The organism is Variovorax sp. BGA-UO-ETr-C22 (assembly GCF_059567965.1).
Genome location: NZ_JCAQPA010000008.1, coordinates 20,396 through 41,800, shown reverse-complemented (window position 1 = coordinate 41,800; position 21,405 = coordinate 20,396). Strand labels below are relative to the sequence as shown.

Annotated in this window: 18 protein-coding genes; 9 read left to right on the top strand and 9 right to left on the bottom strand. The window is 63.4% G+C overall.

Annotated features, from left to right (window positions below; all coding sequences use genetic code 11):
• Positions 1–64 precede the first annotated feature (64 nt).
• The 7 genes from pruA (at position 65) to AC57B8_RS07625 (ending at position 8,178) form a co-directional block, all read left to right on the top strand.
• Positions 65–1,663, top strand: a complete 1,599-nt coding sequence (gene pruA / locus AC57B8_RS07655; protein ID WP_496479149.1) for an L-glutamate gamma-semialdehyde dehydrogenase — start codon at positions 65–67, stop codon at positions 1,661–1,663.
• 268 nt (positions 1,664–1,931) lie between these two features.
• Positions 1,932–2,828, top strand: a complete 897-nt coding sequence (gene dapA / locus AC57B8_RS07650) for a 4-hydroxy-tetrahydrodipicolinate synthase (protein WP_496479148.1) — start codon at positions 1,932–1,934, stop codon at positions 2,826–2,828.
• A gap of 34 nt (positions 2,829–2,862) precedes the next feature.
• Entirely contained in the window at positions 2,863–3,942 is a 1,080-nt protein-coding gene (locus AC57B8_RS07645; protein ID WP_496479147.1) for an ABC transporter substrate-binding protein, read from the top strand.
• A 7-nt stretch (positions 3,943–3,949) separates the two neighbouring features.
• Entirely contained in the window at positions 3,950–4,789 is an 840-nt protein-coding gene (locus AC57B8_RS07640) for an ABC transporter permease (RefSeq protein ID WP_496479146.1), read from the top strand.
• The gene (locus AC57B8_RS07635; protein ID WP_496479145.1) at positions 4,786–5,616 is read left to right on the top strand and encodes an ABC transporter permease; all 831 of its coding nucleotides are present in this window, start codon (positions 4,786–4,788) and stop codon (positions 5,614–5,616) included. The genes AC57B8_RS07640 and AC57B8_RS07635 overlap by 4 nt, the downstream gene beginning before the upstream one ends.
• 43 nt (positions 5,617–5,659) lie before the next feature.
• Positions 5,660–6,760: an ABC transporter ATP-binding protein gene (locus AC57B8_RS07630; protein ID WP_496479144.1), complete on the top strand. Its 1,101-nt coding sequence runs from the start codon at positions 5,660–5,662 to the stop codon at positions 6,758–6,760.
• Positions 6,757–8,178 (top strand): FAD-binding oxidoreductase, encoded by a 1,422-nt coding sequence (locus AC57B8_RS07625; protein ID WP_496479143.1) that lies wholly within the window; start codon positions 6,757–6,759, stop codon positions 8,176–8,178. Before AC57B8_RS07630 ends, AC57B8_RS07625 begins: the two co-directional genes overlap by 4 nt.
• A gap of 23 nt (positions 8,179–8,201) precedes the next feature.
• Here the strand turns inward: AC57B8_RS07625 and AC57B8_RS07620 are convergent, their stop codons facing one another.
• The 9 genes from AC57B8_RS07620 to hutG form a co-directional block, all read right to left on the bottom strand.
• The gene (locus AC57B8_RS07620; RefSeq protein WP_496479142.1) at positions 8,202–8,918 is read right to left on the bottom strand and encodes an ABC transporter ATP-binding protein; all 717 of its coding nucleotides are present in this window, start codon (positions 8,916–8,918) and stop codon (positions 8,202–8,204) included.
• On the bottom strand, positions 8,915–9,718 hold the full coding sequence (locus AC57B8_RS07615; protein WP_496479141.1) for an ABC transporter ATP-binding protein: 804 nt from the start codon (positions 9,716–9,718) through the stop codon (positions 8,915–8,917). Before AC57B8_RS07615 ends, AC57B8_RS07620 begins: the two co-directional genes overlap by 4 nt.
• Complete coding sequence (locus tag AC57B8_RS07610; protein ID WP_496479140.1) at positions 9,715–10,869, bottom strand: branched-chain amino acid ABC transporter permease; 1,155 nt, start codon at positions 10,867–10,869, stop codon at positions 9,715–9,717. Before AC57B8_RS07610 ends, AC57B8_RS07615 begins: the two co-directional genes overlap by 4 nt.
• 4 nt (positions 10,870–10,873) lie before the next feature.
• Entirely contained in the window at positions 10,874–11,803 is a 930-nt protein-coding gene (locus AC57B8_RS07605) for a branched-chain amino acid ABC transporter permease (protein WP_496479469.1), read from the bottom strand.
• 34 nt (positions 11,804–11,837) lie between these two features.
• Entirely contained in the window at positions 11,838–13,019 is a 1,182-nt protein-coding gene (locus AC57B8_RS07600; RefSeq protein WP_496479468.1) for a branched-chain amino acid ABC transporter substrate-binding protein, read from the bottom strand.
• Positions 13,020–13,066: 47 nt separating this feature from the next.
• Entirely contained in the window at positions 13,067–16,705 is a 3,639-nt protein-coding gene (locus AC57B8_RS07595) for a hydantoinase B/oxoprolinase family protein (protein ID WP_496479139.1), read from the bottom strand.
• Between the two features lie 31 nt (positions 16,706–16,736).
• On the bottom strand, positions 16,737–17,669 hold the full coding sequence (locus AC57B8_RS07590) for an electron transfer flavoprotein subunit alpha/FixB family protein (RefSeq protein WP_496479138.1): 933 nt from the start codon (positions 17,667–17,669) through the stop codon (positions 16,737–16,739).
• 14 nt (positions 17,670–17,683) lie between these two features.
• Positions 17,684–18,433 carry an electron transfer flavoprotein subunit beta/FixA family protein gene (locus tag AC57B8_RS07585; protein WP_496479137.1) on the bottom strand — a complete coding sequence of 250 codons (750 nt, stop codon included), beginning with the start codon at positions 18,431–18,433 and terminating at the stop codon, positions 17,684–17,686.
• Positions 18,434–18,514: 81 nt separating this feature from the next.
• Positions 18,515–19,327: an N-formylglutamate deformylase gene (gene hutG / locus AC57B8_RS07580; RefSeq protein ID WP_496479136.1), complete on the bottom strand. Its 813-nt coding sequence runs from the start codon at positions 19,325–19,327 to the stop codon at positions 18,515–18,517.
• Positions 19,328–19,537: 210 nt separating this feature from the next.
• Between hutG and AC57B8_RS07575 the strand changes: the two genes are divergently transcribed.
• Both AC57B8_RS07575 and AC57B8_RS07570 read left to right on the top strand, forming a co-directional pair.
• Positions 19,538–20,722 carry an NAD(P)/FAD-dependent oxidoreductase gene (locus tag AC57B8_RS07575; RefSeq protein WP_496479135.1) on the top strand — a complete coding sequence of 395 codons (1,185 nt, stop codon included), beginning with the start codon at positions 19,538–19,540 and terminating at the stop codon, positions 20,720–20,722.
• A gap of 3 nt (positions 20,723–20,725) precedes the next feature.
• Positions 20,726–21,334, top strand: a complete 609-nt coding sequence (locus AC57B8_RS07570) for a HutD/Ves family protein (RefSeq protein ID WP_496479134.1) — start codon at positions 20,726–20,728, stop codon at positions 21,332–21,334.
• Positions 21,335–21,405: the final 71 nt, after the last annotated feature.

Here is a 21,405-nt window from a genome sequence, read left to right as displayed (position 1 = left end):
CTGCGCATCCATCGCGTTTACTACGGCGCAGACTTGTCGAACTTCCCCAGCGCAGGAGCATTCAATGAACTATCGCCCCCTCTTCCCCCGGCCCGAGAATGAACCCACCTGCAACTACGCGGTAGGCTCCGAATCGCTGGCCCAACTCCAGACGCATCTCGCGGACCGCGCGATCGTGGACATCCCCGCAGTCATCGGCGGCAAGAAGATCTTCTCGGACGACGTCGAGACCATCCACGCGCCGCATGACCGCAGCCGGGTGCTGGCCCGCGTGCATCGCCCGAGCAAGGCCCAGGTGGACGATGCGATCCGCAGCAACCTCGAAGCGGCGCACGACTGGGCGCGCATGGACTTCGCGGATCGCGCAGCCATCATGCACCGCGCGGCCGGCATCGTGCGCGGACGCCTGCGCCACCGGATCAATGCGGCCACCATGCTGGGCCAGAGCAAGACCCTCGACGAAGCCGAGGCCGACAGCGCCTGCGAGTTGATCGACTTCCTTCACTTCAACACCTTTAACGCCCAGCAGATCTTCGCGGACCAGCCTTTGTCCGTTCAGAGCGCGCAAAACCGATGCGACTGGCGACCACTCGAAGGCTTCGTGTACGCGGTCTCGCCATTCAATTTCACGGCGATCGGCGCCAATCTCACCTGTGCGCCGGCGCTCATGGGCAATACGGTGCTGTGGAAGCCGTCGAACAAGTCGACCTGGTCCAACTACCTGTTCTTCGAGGCGCTCGAAGAGGCCGGCCTGCCGCCCGGCGTGATCAATTTCGTGCCCGGCGACGCCCCCCTCGTGACGGATGCGGTCTACGGATCAAAGCACTTCGCCGGGCTGCATTTCACGGGGTCGTCGGAGGTGTTCCGGTCGCTGTGGAAGCGCGCCGCCGCCGGCATCGACACGTACCGCACCTTCCCCCGCATCGTGGGTGAAACAGGCGGCAAGGATTTCGTGCTAGTCCATCGCTCGGCGGATGCACAGGAGGTTGCCGTCGCATTGCTGAAGGGATCGTTCGGCTACCAGGGGCAGAAGTGCAGCGCCGCATCGCGCGCCTATGTGCCGAGCAGTCTGTGGCCCAGGGTCAAGTCGATCCTGAGCGACCTGCTGACGCAGGTGCGCGTCGGGGACGTCGCCGACATGTCCAACTTCATGGGGGCCGTCATCGATCAGAACTCGTACAACAAGCTCAGCACCGTGCTCGGCGCGGCCAAGGCCGATTCGCAGGTGAAGCTGGTCGCAGGCGGCACCTGCAAGGACGACGTCGGCTTCTTCGTAAACCCGACGGTTCTGCAGGTCGAGGACCCCAACCACCGGCTCATGAAGGACGAGCTGTTCGGGCCGGTGCTCTCGGTGTTCGAGTACCCGGATGCGGCATGGACCGAAGTCCTGGAGGCCGTCGACTCGGTCTCGGACTATGCGTTAACAGGCTCGATCTTCTGCACCGACCGCACCGCGCTGCGGCAAGCGCAGGACGCGCTGCTACACGCTGCCGGCAACCTCTATCTCAACGACAAGCCGACGGGCGCCATCGTCGGCCAGCAACCCTTCGGCGGCGGCCGTGCGAGCGGCACCAACGACAAGGCCGGCTCGTGGATGAACTTGCTGCGCTGGACATCGCCGCGCGTCGTTAAGGAAACCTATGCGCCGCCGCGCGAAATGTGACGCGATCCTGCGCGATGCATCTTGGCCCCTCTCGGGGCCATTTTTTCTTCTGGCGACGGCGAACCCCAAGGGAAAGTACGAATGGCGCACGCGCGTGAATGACTGATCTTGGTGTGCTTCCACCCCGGTTCGGGTCGGATTGATAAAGGCCTCTGATGCAAATGATCATGGCGGCGGATGCTGACAGAACGGTGACATTCGCCACTTATGTTCGGCATGGCCAAGCGACGAACGCTCACGAGAACCGACCTCAACCCATCAAATCGAAATGAACGCCCAGCACAAATACGCCGGAATCCTGACTGCGATCCCCACGCCTCTGACCCGGGACCTGGCCGTGGACACCAAGCCGCTGCGCGCCCACGTGCGTCGCATGGCCCAGGCGGGCAGCCGCGGCGTGGTGCCGCTGGGCGGCACCGGCGAGTACACCTCGCTCTCGTTCGACCAGCGCCTCGCGGTGGTCGAGGCATCGCTCGAAGCCGCCCAAAGCGCGACCGCCGTCATTCCCGGCATCCTGTCGCCGGGCATCGGCGATGCGATCGACAACGCGAAGGCGTTCGTGCGTGCCGGCGTCAAGGCGCTGATGGTTGTCACGCCCTACTATTTCCGGCCGACGCAGGACGGCATCGTCGAGTACTTCGAGCGCTTCTCGAACGAGGTCGATGCCGACATCATTCTTTACGAGATCCCCTACCGCACCGGCGTCTCCTTGAACTTTCAGACGGTGGACCGCCTCGCCGACTTGACGCGCGTGGTCGGTATCAAGGCCTGCAACCCGGACCTGACGCAGCAAATGCGCGCGGCGGAACTCGCGGCCTCGAAGATCGCGATCCTCACGGGTGAAGAAGACGTCATGCCGCTGCATGTCGCGATGGGTGCCGTGGGCGCCATCATCACCAGCTCCAACCTGCTGCCCCGCCAGTGGGATCGCGTGCTCGAACTGGCCCTGGCCGACCGGCTGCAGGAGTCGGTGGCGCTGCACGCATCGCTGCGCCCGCTCATCGACACGATCTTCGCGGAGCCCAACCCGGCGCCCATCAAGGCCGCGATGGACTTGCTCGGCTGGGGCATGGGCTGCGACGTGCTGCCGCCGATGAAGCCGGCCAGCGCGCAGCTCAAGGCGCGCATCGCCCAGGTGCTTCCGCCGCTTCTCGAACGCGAATAAACACTCTCCCGTCAACTCTCCCAAGGTGGTCATGATGTCTTCCAATAGTCAACTGAATCCGGGTCGTCGCAGGTTCTTGCAGACCACAAGCGCGGGTACCGCCGTGGCCGCGGCGACGGCGATCGGCCTTCCGCTCATGGCGGTGCCGCACCGCGCGTCGGCGGCAGAGAAGCTGGTCGTCGTAAGCTGGGGCGGCAACTACCGCACTGCCGTCGAAGAGGCGCTCGTGCGCCCGTTCGAGAAGGAGTACGGGATCAGCGTCACGCTGGTGGACACGCCGGATCTCGCGAAGGTCAAGGCGCAGGTCATGACGAAAAACGTTGAATGGGACGTCTTCGATGCCGTCGGCCCGATGGCCATGACCGGTTCGAAGGCCGGCTACTGGGAGCCGCTGGACCGGGCGCTTTTCGACCAGAACGACCTCATCGCCCCGATGACCAAGGAAGCAGTTCCCTTCTACGGGTTCACCGGCGGCATCTGCTGGGACGCCAAGAAGTATCCGGAAGGCAAGGCGCCACAGACCTTCGCCGAATACTTCGACGTGAAGAAGTTCCCCGGCAAGCGTACCCTGCGCAACCGCGCCAGCGAAACGCTTGAGATCGCGCTGCTGGCCGATGGCGTGTCGCCCGACAAGATGTACCCGCTGGACGTGCCGCGCGCTTTCAAGGCGCTGGAACGCATCAAGCCGCACATCGCCAAGTGGGTCGACCAGACGCCGCAGACCACAACGCTGGTCGAGACCGGTGAGGTCGACTACAGCTACACCTATGCGACCCGCGCCAAGGCCTCGCAGGAGTCCGGCAAGCCCACGCAGTTCTCCTTCAAACAGAACCTCATCGGCCTCGAGTACCTGGTCGTTCTCAAGGGCGCGCCGAACAAGGCCGCCGCAATGAAGTACCTGCAGTTCGCGATGCGCCCCGACCGGCAGGCCGCGTTGATGAATCTGCATGGCAACACACCGGCGAGCAAGAAGGCTCGCGGCCTGATGAAGCCCGAGATCAGCAGGTGGCTCTCCGACCCACAAAACAAGAACAATCTGCTGAGCAACGACGCATGGTGGGCCGACCACTATGACGAGCTGACGCTCAAATTCAAAGAATGGGTTCTGAGTTGATATCCCGATGAACGCGCGCAACGAAGGTTGGCTCTATGTCGGGCCGGCCACCCTGTTTCTCTTCCTGGTGATGCTCGTTCCGCTCGCGTACGTGGTGTACACGAGCGTGACGACGGCAGGCGGGGACTTCAGCCTGGCCTCCTATCAAAAGTTGTTTTCCAGTGGCCTGTTCAAGCGGACACTGCAGACCACCTTCCAGATCAGCATCGTTGCGTCGTTCGCAAGCCTTTTGCTAGGCTACCCGATTGCGCTGCATCTGGCGAAACAGACACCCAGGAAGCGCGCGCTCTACATGGTGCTGGTGCTGGTCCCGTTCTGGACCAGCATCCTCGTGAAGAGCTATGCCTTCACGGTGCTGCTGGGCCGTGTGGGGCTCGTCAACCAGCTCCTGTCCTTCCTGGCCAGCGATTCCGTTCAACTGCCGCTGCTCTTCAATCGCTTCGGTGTCATGGTGGGGATGACGAACTATCTCATTCCATTCATCGTCTTCCCGGTGCTCGCCAGCCTGCTGGCGATCGACAAGTCGCTGTACCGCGCCTCGGAGATCATGGGCGCGAAGCCGCCGCGAATCTTCTTTCGCATCACCTTGCCTTTGAGCCTGCCCGGCGTGGCCGCGGGCGTGCTGAGCACCACTGTCATGTCAATGGGCTTTTTCGTAATTCCCGCACTGCTCGGCGGACGACAGGATGTGATGATGTCGAACCTCGTCGATTTCTACACGCGGGAAACGATGGACTGGAGCATGGCATCGGCCATCGGCGTCATCCTCCTGGGCATCGTCACGCTGGTCGCCATCGCGGCCGATCAGGCCAAGCGCTTCGGCAGTCGACCGGGAGTACCCGCATGAGTTCCAATGCATCGCGCGACGTGGTCGACCGCCAAGCCAATTTCTATGGCGGGGTGCGCAACCTGCTCGCTATCTTCGTCTATGCCTTCATCCTGATCCCAACGCTGATCGTCATTCCGATCTCTTTCGGAGGGCAGGGTGAGCTGGCGTTTCCGCCGCGGGTCTGGACACTCGAGCTGTATGGCCAGCTCTTCTCATCCGCTTCGTGGATGACGTCGATCCTGCAAAGCGTCAAGGTCGCGGTCATCACCACGCTGGCCTCCATGCTGATCGGGATTCCGGCGTCCTACGGGCTGGTGCGTTTCGAATTTCCGGGCAAGAAACTCGTCATGCTCTTGCTGATGAGCCCGATCCTCGTGCCCGTCATCGTGATCTCGCTCGGCCTGTACCTGTACCTGTCGCGGCTGCAGATCGTCGGGACGACTGCGGGCCTGGTCGCGAGCCACACCGCGTATGTGGTGCCTTTCATGATGATGACGGTGATGGCGGGGGTGAAGAAGCTGGACCCGGCACTGGAGTTTGCGGCGACCATCATGGGCGCCAGCCGCACGACGGTGTTCTTCAAGGTGGTGCTGCCCCAGCTGCGACCCTCTCTTCTCGCGGGGGCCTTGTTCGCCTTTCTCGTGTCGTTCGACGAGGTGGTGATCGCTTGGTTCCTTACCAGCCCGACCACCACGACCCTGCCCGTCAAGATGTACAGCAGCATCCAGTGGGACATCTCGCCGGTGATCGCGGCGGTGTCCGCGCTGCTCACCGTCCTGTCGGTTGTCTTTTGCTGTATCTCCGTCCTGTTCCAGCCGCAAGCGGCTTCAGACAGCGCCCCCTGACCCCATGAATGCCAGTACACAAGAACATCGAAGGATGATGATGATGAGCAGTCCGACCAATCACGATGCCATGATCGTCTTCGACGGCGTGAGCAAATCGTACGGTGCGGCCGTCGCGCTGCACGAGACGGCGCTCAGCGTGCGTCGCGGAGAGTTCCTGAGCCTGCTCGGGCCCAGCGGCTCGGGCAAGAGCACGATCCTCAACATCATTGCCGGTGCGATCGCGCCGAGCTCGGGCAGGATCCTCCTCGACGGCGCCGACGTCTCGACGGTGCCGCCAAGGGAGCGCCAGTTGGGCATGGTGTTCCAGAACTACGCCCTGTTGCCCCACCTCAACGTCTTCGACAACGTCGCCTTCCCGCTTCGCATCCGCGGCGCGAGCAATGCGGAGATCAAGCAGAAGGTCGGCAACGCGCTCGAACGCGTGGGCCTCGTGGGCTACGAGAAGCGCAAGCCGCGCGAGATGTCAGGTGGCCAGCAGCAGCGCGTGGGCATTGCGCGTTGCATCGTCTACTCGCCTTCGGTCATCCTGATGGACGAGCCGCTCGGTGCGCTCGACAAGAAGCTGCGCGACCAGTTGCAAGGCGAGATCAAGAAGTTGCACCGCGACCTCGGCACGACACTGGTGTATGTGACCCACGACCAGGAAGAGGCGCTGAACCTTTCGGATCGCGTGTGCCTCATGAATGGCGGGCGGATTGCCCAGGTCGGCACGCCGGATGAGCTCTATTTCGAGCCGGTTGACGAGTTCGTCGCCGATTTCGTCGGCGAGTCCAATCTCTTTGTGGGCGTTGTGAGGGACGACCGCCAGGTCGAACTCGACGGCGGATGGATGCTGAAGGTGAGGAGCACCGAGGCATTCCGCCTCGGCGAAAACGTGAAGGTGCTCGTGCGGCCGGAGAAGGTGGAGATCGCCGCCCCGGGCGACGAGTCGGCGGGACATCCGAATCGATGCGTCGGAACAGTTGCGCAGATTTCCTTCGTGGGCGGCATGACACGCTTCGAGGTGAAGCTCTCGAACGGCTGTACGGTGCTCGTCAAGGGCATCTCGGACCGTGCGGCGGATCGCATCGAGATCGGTGCGCCGATGGCGCTGCGCTGGGCTTCTGAGAACACTGTCGTGATCAAGGCGAAACAAGCATGACCAACGAACTCCTGCAAGGCCTGCGCGCCATCGTTGGCGAGAATGGCGCCACGGAAGCACCAGACGCGCTCGCACCGCACCTCGTCGACTGGCGCAAGCGCCACATGGGCGTGGCAGATTGCATCGTCTACCCGCGCACGACTGAGCAGGTCGCGAAGGTGCTGCGATATTGCCAAGAACATGGGGTTCGCGTCTTTCCGCAGGGCGGCAACACGAGCGTCTGCGGCGGCTCTGTCCCGACGGCGAAAGGGCGCAACATCGTGCTCGCGCTCGGCAAGATGAATCGCATCCTGGAGATCAATCCGCGCAATAACTCGATGACGGTACAAGCCGGCTGCGTGCTCGCCGACATCCAGGAGGCCGCATCGCAAGTCGATCGGCTGTTCCCACTGTCGCTCGGGGCAGAGGGGTCGTGCCAAATTGGCGGCAACATCGCCACCAATGCCGGTGGCACCAACGTGGTCCGCTACGGCAACACCCGCGACCTGATCCTCGGGCTCGAAGTCGTTCTTCCCGATGGCCAGATCTGGAACGGCATCCGCACGCTTCGCAAGAACAACAGCGGCTACGACCTGAAAAACCTGTTCATCGGTGCCGAGGGAACGCTCGGCGTGGTCACGGCCGCCGCGCTCAAGCTCTTTCCCAAGCCGAAGTCCGTCGCCGCAGCGCTCATGGGCTTCGCATCCGTCGATGAGGCGGTCGATGAAGGCATCCGCCTGCAGGGATTGTTTCCGGGCGACCTGGTCGGGCTGGAGCTCATCTCGCGCTCGGAATTCGAGATCTCATTGCGCCACGGCCATGATCTTCGCAACCCGTTCCCGGATGGCGTGCCTCCCTGGCTGGTACTGGTCGAGCTCGCGTCGTCGAGCACAGGCGATGCCCTGACGGCGACATTGCAGGAAGCGCTCGAACAAGCCTACGAATCGGGTGCTTGCCAGGACGTAGTGGTTGCGGCATCGGAGCAGCACCGCAACGAGTTCTGGCGCATTCGCCACAACGTGACCGAGGCGAACGGACGCGAAGGCATGGGTTTGACGCACGACATCGCGGTGCCGATCTACATGATCCCGACATTCATGGAACGTGCGGCATCCGCTCTCGCAGCGCACTATCCGCAAGCCACGCAGGTCGTCGTCGGGCACATGGGCGACGGCAACCTGCACTACATCGCCATGTTCTCGCATGCGTTCTGGGCCGATGTCGCGGACAAGGCCGCGTTTCAACGCGCGCTGAGCCACAGGCTCTACGACATCGCGGCGGAACTGGGCGGGACCTTCAGCGCCGAGCACGGCATCGGATCGCTGCACGTCGATGAGATGCGCATCTACAAGGACCCGGTGGAGATCGAGCTCATGCAAAAGCTCAAGGCGCTCATGGATCCTCGCGGCATGATGAATCCGGGGCGGGTGGTTCCGTAGTAAGCGATGCCGCCCCCGCCCGGCTAGGCCCCGCCGAAATAGGCGTGTTGAACTTCCGGATTCATCGCCAGTTCCGCCGCGCTGCCCGAAGCCACCACCCTCCCCTGCGAAAGCACATAGCCGTCGTGCGCGATCTCCAGCGTTTGGTGCATGTTCTGTTCGACCAGCAACACCGTCACGCCCGAGGCGTTGATCTTGCGGATGATGTTGAAGTTTTCCTTCACATACAGCGGTGACAAACCCAGCGAGGGCTCATCGATCACCAGGAGCTTGGGCGCGCCCATCATGCCTCGACCGATCGACACCATGGCTTGCTCGCCGCCGGACATCGTGCCGGCAAACTGCCCAAGGCGCTCCTGCAGGCGCGGGAACACGGCGTAGACCGCATCGAGGCGCTGCTGGATGAGCTTCGGATTCTTCTCCTGGTAGGCGCCTAACCGCAGGTTCTCTTGCACCGTCATCTTGGGAAACACCTTGCGGCCTTCCGGGATGCAGGATATGCCGGCGCCGATGATCTTGTGTGTCGGCATGCGCGTGATGTCCTGGCCGTCAAAGACGATGCGCCCCTGGCGCGCCGGGGTCAGCCCGAGGATGGAGCGGATCAGCGTCGACTTGCCGGCGCCGTTGGAGCCGAGAATGCAGGTGATCTTTCCGCTCTCCACCCGAATGGAAACACCATTGAGCACATCGGCTTTGTCGTAGGCCGTCGATACGTTTTCCACAGCGAGCAAGGTGCTCATGATTGCCCCAGGTAAGCTTCTTGAACCTGCTTGTCGGCAATGATCTCGGCGTAGGTGCCGTCACAGATCTTCTCGCCGTAGCTCAGGACCACGCAGCGGTCGGTGATGCGCTCGATCATGTTCATCTCGTGTTCGATGACAACGACGGTGAGGTCCGGAATGCGGTTCTTCACTAGCAGGATGTCGTCCATCAGTTCGCTGGTCTCGTCGTGCGTCATGCCGGCCGACGGCTCGTCCAGAAGCAGCAGGCGAGGCTGGCTGACCAGGGCGCGGCATATCTCGATGCGTCGACGGTCGATCATGGTGCAGGAGCTGGCCTCGTCCATCAGGCGATCGCCTAGGCCGGGATTGAATGTGATGGCCAGCGCCCTCGCCTCCTCGAAGCTGCGCTCGAACTGCGCCCTGAAGGCCTTGCGGCGGAACAGGTTGAAGCCGAAGCCATGGTCGAGGTTCCGATGATTGCCAATCATGATGTTGTCGTACACCGTCAACGGCAAGCACAGACGTGAGCGTTGGAATGTGCGAGTGATGCCATGACGGTAGATGTTCTGCGGCGACATGTGCAGGATCTCCTCGCCAGCGAATGCCGCGCTTCCCGACGAGGCCCGGTACAGACCGGTGACCACGTTGAAGAAGGTCGTCTTGCCCGAGCCGTTGGGTCCCAGGAGACCCAGGATCTCGCCGCGCTTGACGTCGAGCGTGAGCTTGTTGAGGGCGGTCAGCCCCCCGAAGCGCATGGTCAGATCGCGGCACGTGAGCACCACTGCGTTTTCTGGCTGGTTTTGCTGCGCTGCCGTCATTTCTGCGATCCGCCAGGGAAGTAGTTGCGAACGCGCCGCGGCAGCAGGCCTTCGGGCTTGAACAGCAGGATCACGATGACCAACAGCGAGAAAAGCAGGAATCGATACTCCTGGATGAACTGGAGTTTCTCCGGCAGCAGAAGCACGATGGCCGCTGCCGGCAGGATGCCCCAGGGATTGCCAATGCCGCCGAGGATCAGGATCGACACCAGGATCAGGGAGTCGCCGAACGTGAAGTTGCTCGGCGAGACATACCCCGTCATGGTCGCGTAGATCGCGCCGGCCAGCCCGATCAGGAAGTTGCCTAGGATGAAGGCAGTGATCTTCCAGCGCGTCACGTTGATCCCGAACGTGCTGGCGGACACCTCGTCGAGGCGCACCGCATCCATGCTCAGCCCGATCCATGAACGCTCGAGCCGACGCATCAGCATGAAGACCACGCAGGCCAGGGCCAGGCTCAGGAGGAAGTAGTTCATGTAGAACGAGATCTCCAGATCGCCAATCACGATGTCTTCGTTGAGCGACCATCCAAAGAGGGTGAAGCCCGGCACCTTCATGCCTTGCGGTCCGCCGAAGACGTCGTTGACCTCCAGGAAAGTCCTGAACAGGATGCTGAAGGCGATGGTGATGATGCCGGCGTAGTGTCCCCGTGTGCGAAGGACCGGCAGCAACAGCGCGCAGCCGATCAGCGCCGCGGTGAGCCCGCCGGCCAGGATCAACACCAGCGGTGGCAGCTGGGCTTTTGCCGACAGCACCGCGGTTGTGTAGGCGCCGACGCCAAAAAAGGCCGCACCCGCGAAATTGACCACCCCCACGTAGCCGAACTGGAGGTTCAACCCCAGGCAAACCACCACGAACAGCAGTAGCGTTGTCAGCATCAGCAACGCGAAATGGGTGTCGTAGAAAGCCGCGGCCACGCCGATCGACAGCACGACCACAAGGCGGTTCATCGACTTCTCATGCGTCTCGAATGCGGCGCCGACGGTGCGAAGCCATCCCCGGCGCGCCGCCACGACCAGCACGACGACGGCGACAGCCAATAATGCCGCGACGCCAACTTGCGACTCGGCATGCAAAAAGGCATACAGGAACAGGGCCGACAGCACCAAAGCGCCGCCGCCCAAGGGCAAGGAATTTTTCTTGTCAGTCATCACGTCAGACCCTCTCGCTGCTCTTTTCGGACAACAGCCCGGTAGGCCGAATGGACATCAGCACGATCACGCCGGCGAATGCGAAGACGTCCTTGTAGGCGCTGGGAATCGCGGGCACCAGTGCGGGAATGACCACCGCGCCCACCGTCTGCATCGCCGAGAACAGGAAGCCGCCCAGGATGGCGCCGTACATGTTGCCCAGCCCACCGATGACGGCCGCGCTGAAACCAACGATGCCCAGCAGCAAGCCCATGCTGAAGTTGATTTCGTTGTAATAGAGCCCGCTCATGACGCCGGCAAAGCCAGCGATGGCAGAGCCAAGGCCGAAGGTGATGAATACGATCAGTTCAAAGCTGATGCCCATCACCCGTGCGGTCTCGCCATCCTGCGCCACGGCCCGAATGGCCAGGCCCAGGCGGGTTCGGTTGATCAGCAGGTGGGTCGTCACGATCACGCCGACACCCACCAGCAGCAGGATCAGGCTGTCAGCCCGCAGACTGATCGGTCCGACCTCCAGCGAGTTCACCGGCAGTAGCCGCGGGAATGGCTTGGGGTTCGAGCCATTCGGGAAGAACAGTCGGATCGATTCGCGCAACACCGTGCCCAGCATCAGCGTGATGAGCAACACGTTGATGGTCGGTGCCGACTTCAGGGGCAGCACAAGGTACTTGGCGATGAGCGCGCCAAGGACCGCCATGCCCAGCGTGGCCGCGAACAGTACCGCGAGCAGCAGCACGATCGGCGACTCCACGCCCATCTCCTGCAGCATCAAGTAGGTGCTGTAGCCGGCAAAAGCGCCGACCGTCAGCACCTCGCCGTGCGAGAACTTGATGACGTCGAGCACGCCGAAAAACAGCGTGAACCCGACGGCAACCATGGCGTAGATCACGCCCAACATCAGCCCATTGAAGACATATTGACCAAACAGGCCGATTTCCATATGCGTGACTCCTCCCGTGTCTTCTTGTTCAGGGCTTGGGCTGATTGACAAGCTTCCGCTTGCCCGAGGCGTAGTCGCTCTGCTCCCACAGGGCCCACTTCTTGTCCTGCACGACGTAGGTGTTGGTCAGCGGTGTGATGTTCTGGCCGTGGTCATCGAAGTTGATCTTGCCGATCACCGAGTCGCGGTCCTTGGTGGCACGCAAGTCGCGGGCGACCTTCTTGCGGTCCGGACCTGAACGCTCGATGCTGTCGATCACAAGGTTGGCCGCGGCGAATGCGAAGGGGCCGTAGGCCTCCGGCGGCTCGCGATAGGCGGCCTTGGTGTATTGATCCATGAAGACCTTGCCGCCGGGCAACTTCTCGATCGGCGGGCTGTCGAAATGGATGATCGTGCCCTCGGCCAATGGGCCGAGCGCTTCCATATAGGCATCGGACTTCATGCCCGAATTGCCCACCAGCTGCGCCGTGATGCCGAGTTTGTCCATCTGGGTGCGGATGCGGATCGCCAGCGGCGTCAAGGTGCCGATGTAGATCGCCTCGGGCTTGAGTTCCTTGACCTTGGTCAGTTCAGTGGTGAAGTCCTGCTGGTCGCCGGCCACGCCAAAGGTGCCCAGAACCGCGCCCCCCTGTGCCTTGATGTCTGCGCTGAAATACTTGTTGAGGGCGTTGCCCAAGTCCAGCGTGTCGTGGATGACGACCCACTTCTTGTAACCCAGCTCCGTCATGAACTTAGCGCTGTACTTGGTCTGGCCGCTGAAGGTGGCGCTGACCCGGTTGATTTCCTTGTACGAATGGCCGTACGTGATCTCCGGCATCACCGCAGCCCAGATGGCAACCGGCAGGCCGAAGCGGTGATACACATCGACGGCGGCGATGGCGACCGACGAGCAGTAGTGCGGCACCGCTGCGATGATGCTCTTGTCCGCCGCGATCTTGGTCGCCACCTGCACGCCGACATTGGGCTTGCACTCGTCGTCGAGGCTCTCGAGCGTGTAGTTGTATTTGGTCTTGGGATCCTCGTTGCGCAGCTTGACGGCCAGTTCGGCCGAGTTGCGCGCGCCGAGGCCGGCATTGGAGACGGCGCCAGTCAAAGGACCGACGAAGGCGATCTTCACGGTGTCCTTGGCCTGGCTCCATCCGGACGTCGCCAACAGGGTGGTGCCAACCAGCAACGCGGGTCCGAGCTTCTGGATCAATAGCGTTTTCATCATGCAACCTTTGAGGTGAGGAAAAGAGAACCGAATGACAGGGCGGATCATGCCGCGCCGTAGCCGCCGCCACCGGGCGTCTCGATCACGATGGCGTCCTGCGCCTCGAGGTCGATGGACTCGCAGGGGCCGAGCGACAGCGTGCTGCCGTCTGCCTTCTGCACCCAGTTGGCGCCGAGGCTGCCGCATTCGCCGCCGGCCATGCCGAACGGCGCGACACGACGGTTGTTTGAAAGGATGGAGACCGTCATGGGTTGCAGGAAGCGGATGCGCCGGATACCGCCATCGCCTCCCACGTGGACACCGCGCCCGCCGCTGCCGCGGCGAATGCTGTAGCTCTCCAGCAGCACCGGGTAGCGGAACTCCAGGATTTCCGGGTCAGTGATGCGCGAGTTGGTCATGTTGGAATGCACCACCGTCGCACCGTCGAACCCCGCGCCCGCGCCGCAGCCGCCGGCGACGGTTTCCATGTACTGGTACTTCGCGTTGCCGAAAGACAGAACGTTCATCGTGCATTGCGACGAGCCCAGCACCCCCAGCGCGCCGTACAGGGCGTTGGTGATGCATTGCGAGGTCTCGACGTTGCCCGCCACCACCGCCGCCGGGTAGCGCGGATTGAGCAGTGAGCCCTCCGGGATGATGACCTGCAGCGGCTTAAGGCAGCCGGCATTCAACGGTATCCCGTCGTTGACCAGCGTGCGGAACACATACAACACCGCGGCCATGCAGATGGCCGAGGGTGCGTTGAAGTTGTTCTCCAGCTGCGGCGAGGTGCCGGTGAAGTCGATGGTGGCGGAACGCGTCTCGCGATCGACGTTGATCGCGACCCGGATGACGGCACCGTTATCGGTCTCGAGGGTGAACTCGCCATCGTCCAGGGCGGTAATGACGCGGCGGACGGCCTCTTCGGCGTTGTCCTGCACGTGCTGGGTGTAGGCATGGACCACGTCCAGGCCATAGTGCTGCGCCATCTTCTGCAGCTCCTGCACGCCTTTTTCGTTGGCCGCCACCTGCGCCCGCAGGTCGGCCATGTTCAGCTGCGGGTTGCGTGCTGGATACGGCCCGGACGACAGCATGGCCAGGGTCTCCTGCTCGCGCATGCGACCGCCCTCGACCAGCTTCCAGTTGTTGAACAGCGTGCCTTCCTGGTCGACCGAGGTCGAGTTGGGCGGCATCGAGCCAGGGGTAATGCCGCCAATGTCGGCATGGTGGCCGCGCGAACCCACGTAGAAGATCACCGCTTTCCCGTCCTCGGAGAACACCGGCGTGATCACCGTGATGTCGGGCAGGTGGGTGCCGCCGTGGTACGGGTCATTGATGACGTAGACGTCGCCCACTTGCATGCTTGCGGAATTCTCGCGAATCACCGTCTTGATGCTCTCGCCCATGGAGCCCAGGTGCACGGGGATGTGCGGCGCGTTCGCCACCAGGTTGCCGTCGCGGTCGAACAGGGCACAGGAGAAATCCAGGCGCTCCTTGATGTTGACCGAATAGGCCGTCTGCTGCAGGCGCAGGCCCATCTGCTCGGCGATGGACATGAACAGGTTGTTGAACACCTCGAGCATCACCGGATCGACGGTGGTGCCGATAGCGCGGCGCTCGGTGCGAGCCTCGACGCGGGTGATCACCATGTGGTTGAGCCGGGTGACCTCGGCATGCCAGCCGGGTTCGACGATGGTGGTGGAGTTCTGCTCGGCAACGATGGCCGGGCCCTTCACGACGTCGCCCGGACGCATGTGTTCGCGCAGGAAGACTGCGGTCTCGTGCCAGGCGCCACCACTGAACATGGGTACGGCCTCTTCCGGCGCCAGCACGCCGTCGCGCGGCGGGAAATTCAACTCCCGCTCCTCGACCGAGGGCGAGGAGCCGACGGCTTCCACCGCGACGCTGCCGACGATGAGCGTGCGGCTGGGCATCAGGAACGAGAAGCGTGTCTTGTAAGCCGCCTCGAATTGCGCAAGCATCGCGCGCTCATCGCCAAAAGGCACCGACAAGAAGGTGTCCGTGCCGTCATACCGTAGATGCACCTGACGCAACACGGTGATGTGCGCTTCGTCGACATTCTGCTCGTGCAGTTCCGCTCTGGCCTCGCGCTCCAGGCCTTCGAGCGCCCGGCGAAGTTGCGGCAGCGAGGCGGCCTCGAGCTTGAGTTCGACCGTCTGCTCGCGCATCGCGGTGAAATCGGCCAAGCCGATGCCGTAGGCCGAGAGCACCCCGGCGAAGGGGTGCAGGAAGATGCGGGTCATGCCCAACTGGTCGGCGACCAGGCAGGCATGCTGACCGCCAGCGCCGCCGAAGGTGTTGAGCACGTAGTCGGTGACGTCATGGCCGCGCGCCACCGAAATCTGCTTGATGGCGTTGGCCATGTTGCCGACAGCGATCTCGATGAAGCCTTCGGCCACCTGCTCCGGCGACGGCCGGCTGCCCGTCGCGGACAATACCTGATCGGCCAGCGCGTTGAATTTTTCGCGCACCACGTCCGCATCCAGCAGTTCGTCGGCGTTATGCCCGAACACGCGCGGAAAACGCGACGGCTGGATCTTGCCGAGCATCACGTTGCAGTCGGTCACCGCCAACGGACCGCTACGGCGGTAGCTTGCGGGGCCTGGGTTGGCGCCGGCGGAATCCGGGCCGATGCGGTAGCGACTGCCGTCGAAATGCAGGATGGATCCGCCGCCCGCCGCGACGGTGTGGATGCTCATCATCGGCGCGCGCATGCGCACACCGGCCACCTGGGTCTCGAACTCGCGCTCGAACTCACCGCTGTAGTGCGACACGTCGGTCGACGTGCCGCCCATGTCGAAACCGATCACCTTGTGGAAGCCGCCCGCCGCAGCGGTGCGCGCCATGCCCACGATGCCGCCGGCCGGACCCGACAGGATCGCGTCCTTGCCTTGGAAGCGCCCCGCTTCGGTCAGGCCGCCGTTGGACTGCATGAACATCAGCTGCACGTCGGACATCTCGCCCGCAACCTGATCGACGTAGCGCCGCAGGATGGGCGACAGATAGGCGTCGACGACCGTGGTGTCGCCGCGCGGGATCAGCTTCATCAGGGTGCTGACCTTGTGCGACACCGAAACCTGGGTGAAACCGATGGCGCGTGCCGCCGCTTCGAGGGCCTCCTCGTGAGCCACGTGGCGGTAGCCGTGCATCAGCACGATAGCGATGGAACGGTAGCCGGCGTCATAGGCCGACTGCAGGTCGCCTCGTGTGCGCTCGACGTCGAGCGGCTTGAACACCGTGCCGTCGGTGCCGATGCGCTCACTCACCTCGACCACCCGGCTGTACAGCAATTCGGGCAGTACGATCTTCAGGTCGAAAAGCCGGGGCCGGTTCTGGTAGCCAATCCGCAACGCATCACCGAAGCCCTCGGTAATGAAGAGGACCGTCTTTTCGCCCTTGCGCTCCAGCAGCGCATTGGTTGCGACGGTGGTGCCCATCTTGACCGCCTCGACCTGCTCGTCGGAGATGAGCTCATCCCTGCCGAGACCGAGCAGGCGGCGGATGCCGGCGACGGCCGCATCCTTGTACTGCTCCGGGTCTTCGGACAGCAGCTTGTGGGTGATCAGGCTGCCATCGGGCTTCTTTGCGACGATGTCGGTGAAGGTGCCGCCGCGATCGATCCAGAATTGCCACTTCGCAGTGCCGTCGGTATTGGTGGCCGTTTCAGGGAACGATGCGCTCATGGTATTGCTCGGCTAAAGGGTGGAGAGAGGATCAGAGCGAGGCGACCAGTTCCGGCACGGCCGTGAACAGGTCGGCTTCGAGGCCGTAGTCGGCCACCGAGAAGATTGGCGCCTCCGGGTCCTTGTTGATCGCCACGATCACCTTGGAGTCCTTCATGCCCGCCAGATGCTGGATCGCGCCCGAGATGCCCGCGGCGATGTACAGCTGCGGCGCGACGATCTTGCCCGTCTGGCCCACTTGCCAGTCGTTGGGCGCGTAGCCCGCGTCCACGGCAGCGCGGCTCGCGCCCAGACCCGCGTTGAGCTTGTCGGCCAGCGGTGCCATGACTTCCTGGAACTTCTCGGCGCTGCCCAGGGCGCGACCGCCCGAGACGATGATCTTGGCCGCGGTCAGCTCGGGGCGCTCGCTCTTGGTCACCTCGCGCCCGACGAAGCTGCTCTTGCCGCTGTCGACCACCGCCTCGATGGTTTCCACGACGGCACTGCCACCGGTGGCGGCGGCGGCGTCGAAGCCGGTGGTGCGCACGGTGATGACCTTCACGGCATCGCTGCTCTGCACGGTGGCGATCGCGTTGCCAGCGTAGATCGGGCGCTCGAAGGTGTCGGGGCTCACAACCAAAGTGATGTCGCTGATCTGCGCCACGTCAAGCTTGGCGGCCACGCGCGGAGCGACGTTCTTGCCCGCGGCGGTGGCCGGGAACAGGATGTGGCTGTAGTCCTTGGCCAGCGCCAGCACCTGGGCGGCAACGTTCTCGGCCAGGCCTTCGGTCAGCGATGGGCCGTCGGCAATGATCACCTTGGCCACGCCGGCCACCTGAGCGGCGGCCTTGCCGGCTTCGGCGGCGTTGGCGCCGGCCACCAGCACGTGCACGTCACCGCCGCAGGCGGCGGCGGCAGTCACGGTGTTGAGCGTGGCGGGCTTGAGGCTGGCGTGGTCGTGTTCTGCAATAACGAGTGTGGTCATGTCTTGTGTCCTCCTCAGATGACTTTGGCTTCGTTCTTGAGCTTGTCCACCAGCGTGGCGACGTCGGGCACCTTGATACCGGCCCCGCGCTTGACCGGCTCGACCACCTTGAGCGTCTTCAGGCGCGGCTTGACGTCCACGCCCAGGTCTTCGGGCTTGTAGACGTCCAGCGTCTTTTTCTTGGCCTTCATGATGTTGGGCAGCGTGACGTAGCGCGGCTCGTTCAGGCGCAGGTCGGTCGTGATGACGGCAGGCAGCGTGAGCGTCAGCGTTTCCATGCCGCCGTCCACTTCGCGTGCGACGGTGGCCTTGTCGGCTGCCAGATCGACCTTCGAGGCGAAGGTGGCTTGGGGCAGGTCGGCCAGCGCGGCGAGCATCTGACCGGTTTGATTGGCGTCGTCGTCGATGGCCTGCTTGCCCAGAATGATCAGCGACGGCTGTTCCTTGTCGACCAGCGCCTTGAGCAGCTTGGCCACGGCCAGCGGCTGCAGCTCTTCGGTGGTCTCGACCAGGATGCCGCGGTCGGCACCGATGGCCATGGCCGTGCGCAGGGTTTCCTGGCACTTGGCGTCGCCGCAGGACACAGCGATGACTTCGGTGACCAGGCCTTTTTCCTTCAGGCGGACCGCCTCCTCGACGGCAATCTCGTCGAAGGGGTTCATGCTCATCTTGACGTTGGCGATGTCAACGCCCGAACCATCGGACTTGACGCGGACCTTGACGTTGTAGTCGACGACCCGTTTGACGGGAACCAGTATTTTCATCCTCATGCCTTTAAAGAATTGATCTGAACGAAGACCGCCCCACCCTGCGATGCCGCCTCGGGATGCAGGTTCGGGCGATCATCAGGGCGCCTGGCGCCCAGCCAGCGCCGCCATGGCGTCGGCCAGCATCACGTGGAGCAGCGAGCGCACCTTGGCTGCGACGGCCGGAAGGTATTCGAAGGGTGGTTCTTCGTTCATGTACAGGTGCTGGCACATCTCGAGCTGGACGGTGTGCACGCCCTGTTCAGGCTGCCCGTAGTGGCGCGTGATGTAGCCGCCCTTGAAGCGACCGTTCACGACATGCACGAAGCCGCCATCATCGCGCGCAACGGCATCCAGCACGGTCTTCAGCACGTCTCGCGCGCAGCTCTTGCCGTCGTTCGTCCCGAAGTTCAGATGAGGGAGCGCACCCTCGAACAGCCGCGGGAGCACCGTCGCGATCGAGTGCGCCTCCCAGACCAGCACTTGGCCGTGAATCGATCGAAGCCGCTCGATCTCCGCCCGCAGTGCATCGTGATAAGGCGTCCAGTAAGCCGCGCGCCGCCGCCCGATCTCCGCCTGGTCGGGTTCGCAGCCCGGCTTGTAGAGCGGCTCGCCGCGGAAGCTCTCGGTCGGGCACAGGCTGGTCGTGGTCTGGCCGGGATAGAGGCTTTCGCCACCCGGTGGGCGATTGAGATCGATGGCATAGCGCGAAAAACGGGCGGCCAGCATCGAGGCACCCATGTCTTTCGCGAAGGCATAGAGCGTTTCGAGGTGCCAGTCGGTATCGCGAAGTGTCCGGCCGACCTCGGAGAATTGCGGTCGGACCTCCTCAGGCAGTTCGATCCCACAATGGGGAATGGAGACCAGCAAGGGAATGCTGCCCCGATGAAGATTGAAGACGGTGGATTCCATACGCCGGCAATTGAGTTGCGAAATGATGTCGTGGGCCTCCTGCGATGAAGGCCGCCCGATGCTGCTGCATGGATGATGAACTTTTCATCAGCCTTGGGTACGCAACTCAACGAGCGCTGATGCTAAGAATCAACGGGCGATATACCGGATCGCGCGGATCCTTTCACCTCTACGCTTGCCGCCATCCACTACTTCCATCAGGACAAAAAGATGCGCAGCTTTGACGCAATCGTCGTGGGGGCCGGCGTCATCGGGACCTCGGTTGCCTATCACCTGGCCCGGCTGGGTTGCACCAAAGTGCTGGTGCTCAATCGCACGCAGATTGGCGCGGGCACTACGTCCCAGTCCAGCGGCATCTTGCGTACCCATTATTCGGTGATCGAGAACGTTCGTCTGGCGCAGGCCTCTTGGCGTGTCTTCAACGACTTCGCGAACTACCTCGGCGACGAAGAGGCATCCGCTGGCATGGTGAAATCAGGCTACCTGATCGCCGCACCCGATGGCCCCAAGCTGGAGGCGCTGCGCTCGGCCCTCGACGCACAACGCGCTCAAGGCATCGAAGTGAAGGAACTGGACGCGCAGCAGGCGTCTTCCCTGCTTCCGATCGCCCGCTTCGACGATGCGGCACTGATCGGCTACGAGCCCGAGGCGGGCTTCGCCGATGCCTACCTGGTGGCGACCGGCTTCGCGCGGGCGGCGCGCCGGCTGGGCGTGAAGATCATGGAAGGCGTTGAGGTCCATCGCCTGCTCATGGATGAAGGCCGCGTGGTCGGCGTCGAGACATCCGAAGGTAGCTTCGCCGCGCCGGTCGTGGTGAGCGCGCAGAACATCTGGGCCAAGGACATCGAGCGGTGGACCGGCATCGAGGCGCCGGTCAAGGCCGAGCGGCATGCGGTGCTGGCGCTCGAAGGCCCCGAGGCCTATACGTACAAAATGCCGGTCTACAAAGACCTGGGCTCGCCCGGCATGCTCTACTGCCGCAGCTACGGCGGCAGCCAGATGCTGGTGAGCGAAGGCACTGTGGGCGAAAAGCTCGATGCGCCGGACAACGAGCAGGGCGACATCAGCATGGACTACATGGTCGACGTCGGCGCGCAGGTCGCCGAGCGCTTCCCGAGCTATGAGACCGCGGGCATCGCGTCGTCGTGGACAGGCGTCTACGACGTCACGCCCGACTGGAATCCCGTCCTGGGTCGCCTGCACGACGTGCCTGGACTTATCGTCGGCTATGGCTTCTCAGGCCACGGCTTCAAGCTGTCGCCGGCCGTCGGACTTGTGTTGGCGCAATCCGCGCTGGGTCTGCCGACGGAGGTCGACATCGCGCCCTATGCGCTGGAGCGCTTCCGCACCGGCGGCCTGCTGACGGGCAAGTACGGGGTCGGCGCCGTCTCCTGAGCCATGCGGCAATTCAGCCTCTGCCAGCTGGCGCCCACACCGTGGCGAAACGGTGGCGGCCTTACGCGCGAGATCGCGATCGGTACGGCGGATGGGGCCACGGCCAGTGCATGGGACTGGCGCCTGAGCGTGGCGTCGATTCTCACGGACGGGCCGTTCTCCAGCTTCTATGGCATTGATCGCATCGCGACGCTGGTGGACGGCGTCGTGCGGCTGGAGTCTCGCTCATCGGTGCTTGCGTGGACTTCGCAGGGCGAGGCGCATGGTTTCGACGGTGAGGAGAAATTCTTCTGCCGGCTCGGCGGGGCGAGCGCCAGGCTCTTCAATGTCATGGTGCGTCGCGACGCCGTTGTCGCACGGGTCACGACACACGATCGAAGCGTTGCATTCGCGGCATCGGAGGCATTACAGCAACGTTGTGTGCTGGTGCTGAACGGACAGTTCAAGCTGGAAACATCCACTGGCACAGTGTCGCTGGATGCGGAAAATGGCCTGCTCTGGTCTGCGCCGACATCCGCGACGGCAACAATGGTCTCGAACTCGGGTTGCCTTGTCGACGTGCAAGTGCGCCGACGGACAGATCCGTCGACTCGACCCAGGGCGATCGCATAGACTACCGCGCACTCACTTCCATGGACGACTGGCAATGGACTGCCGCCAGAATTCTTCCGAGATTCGCCTTC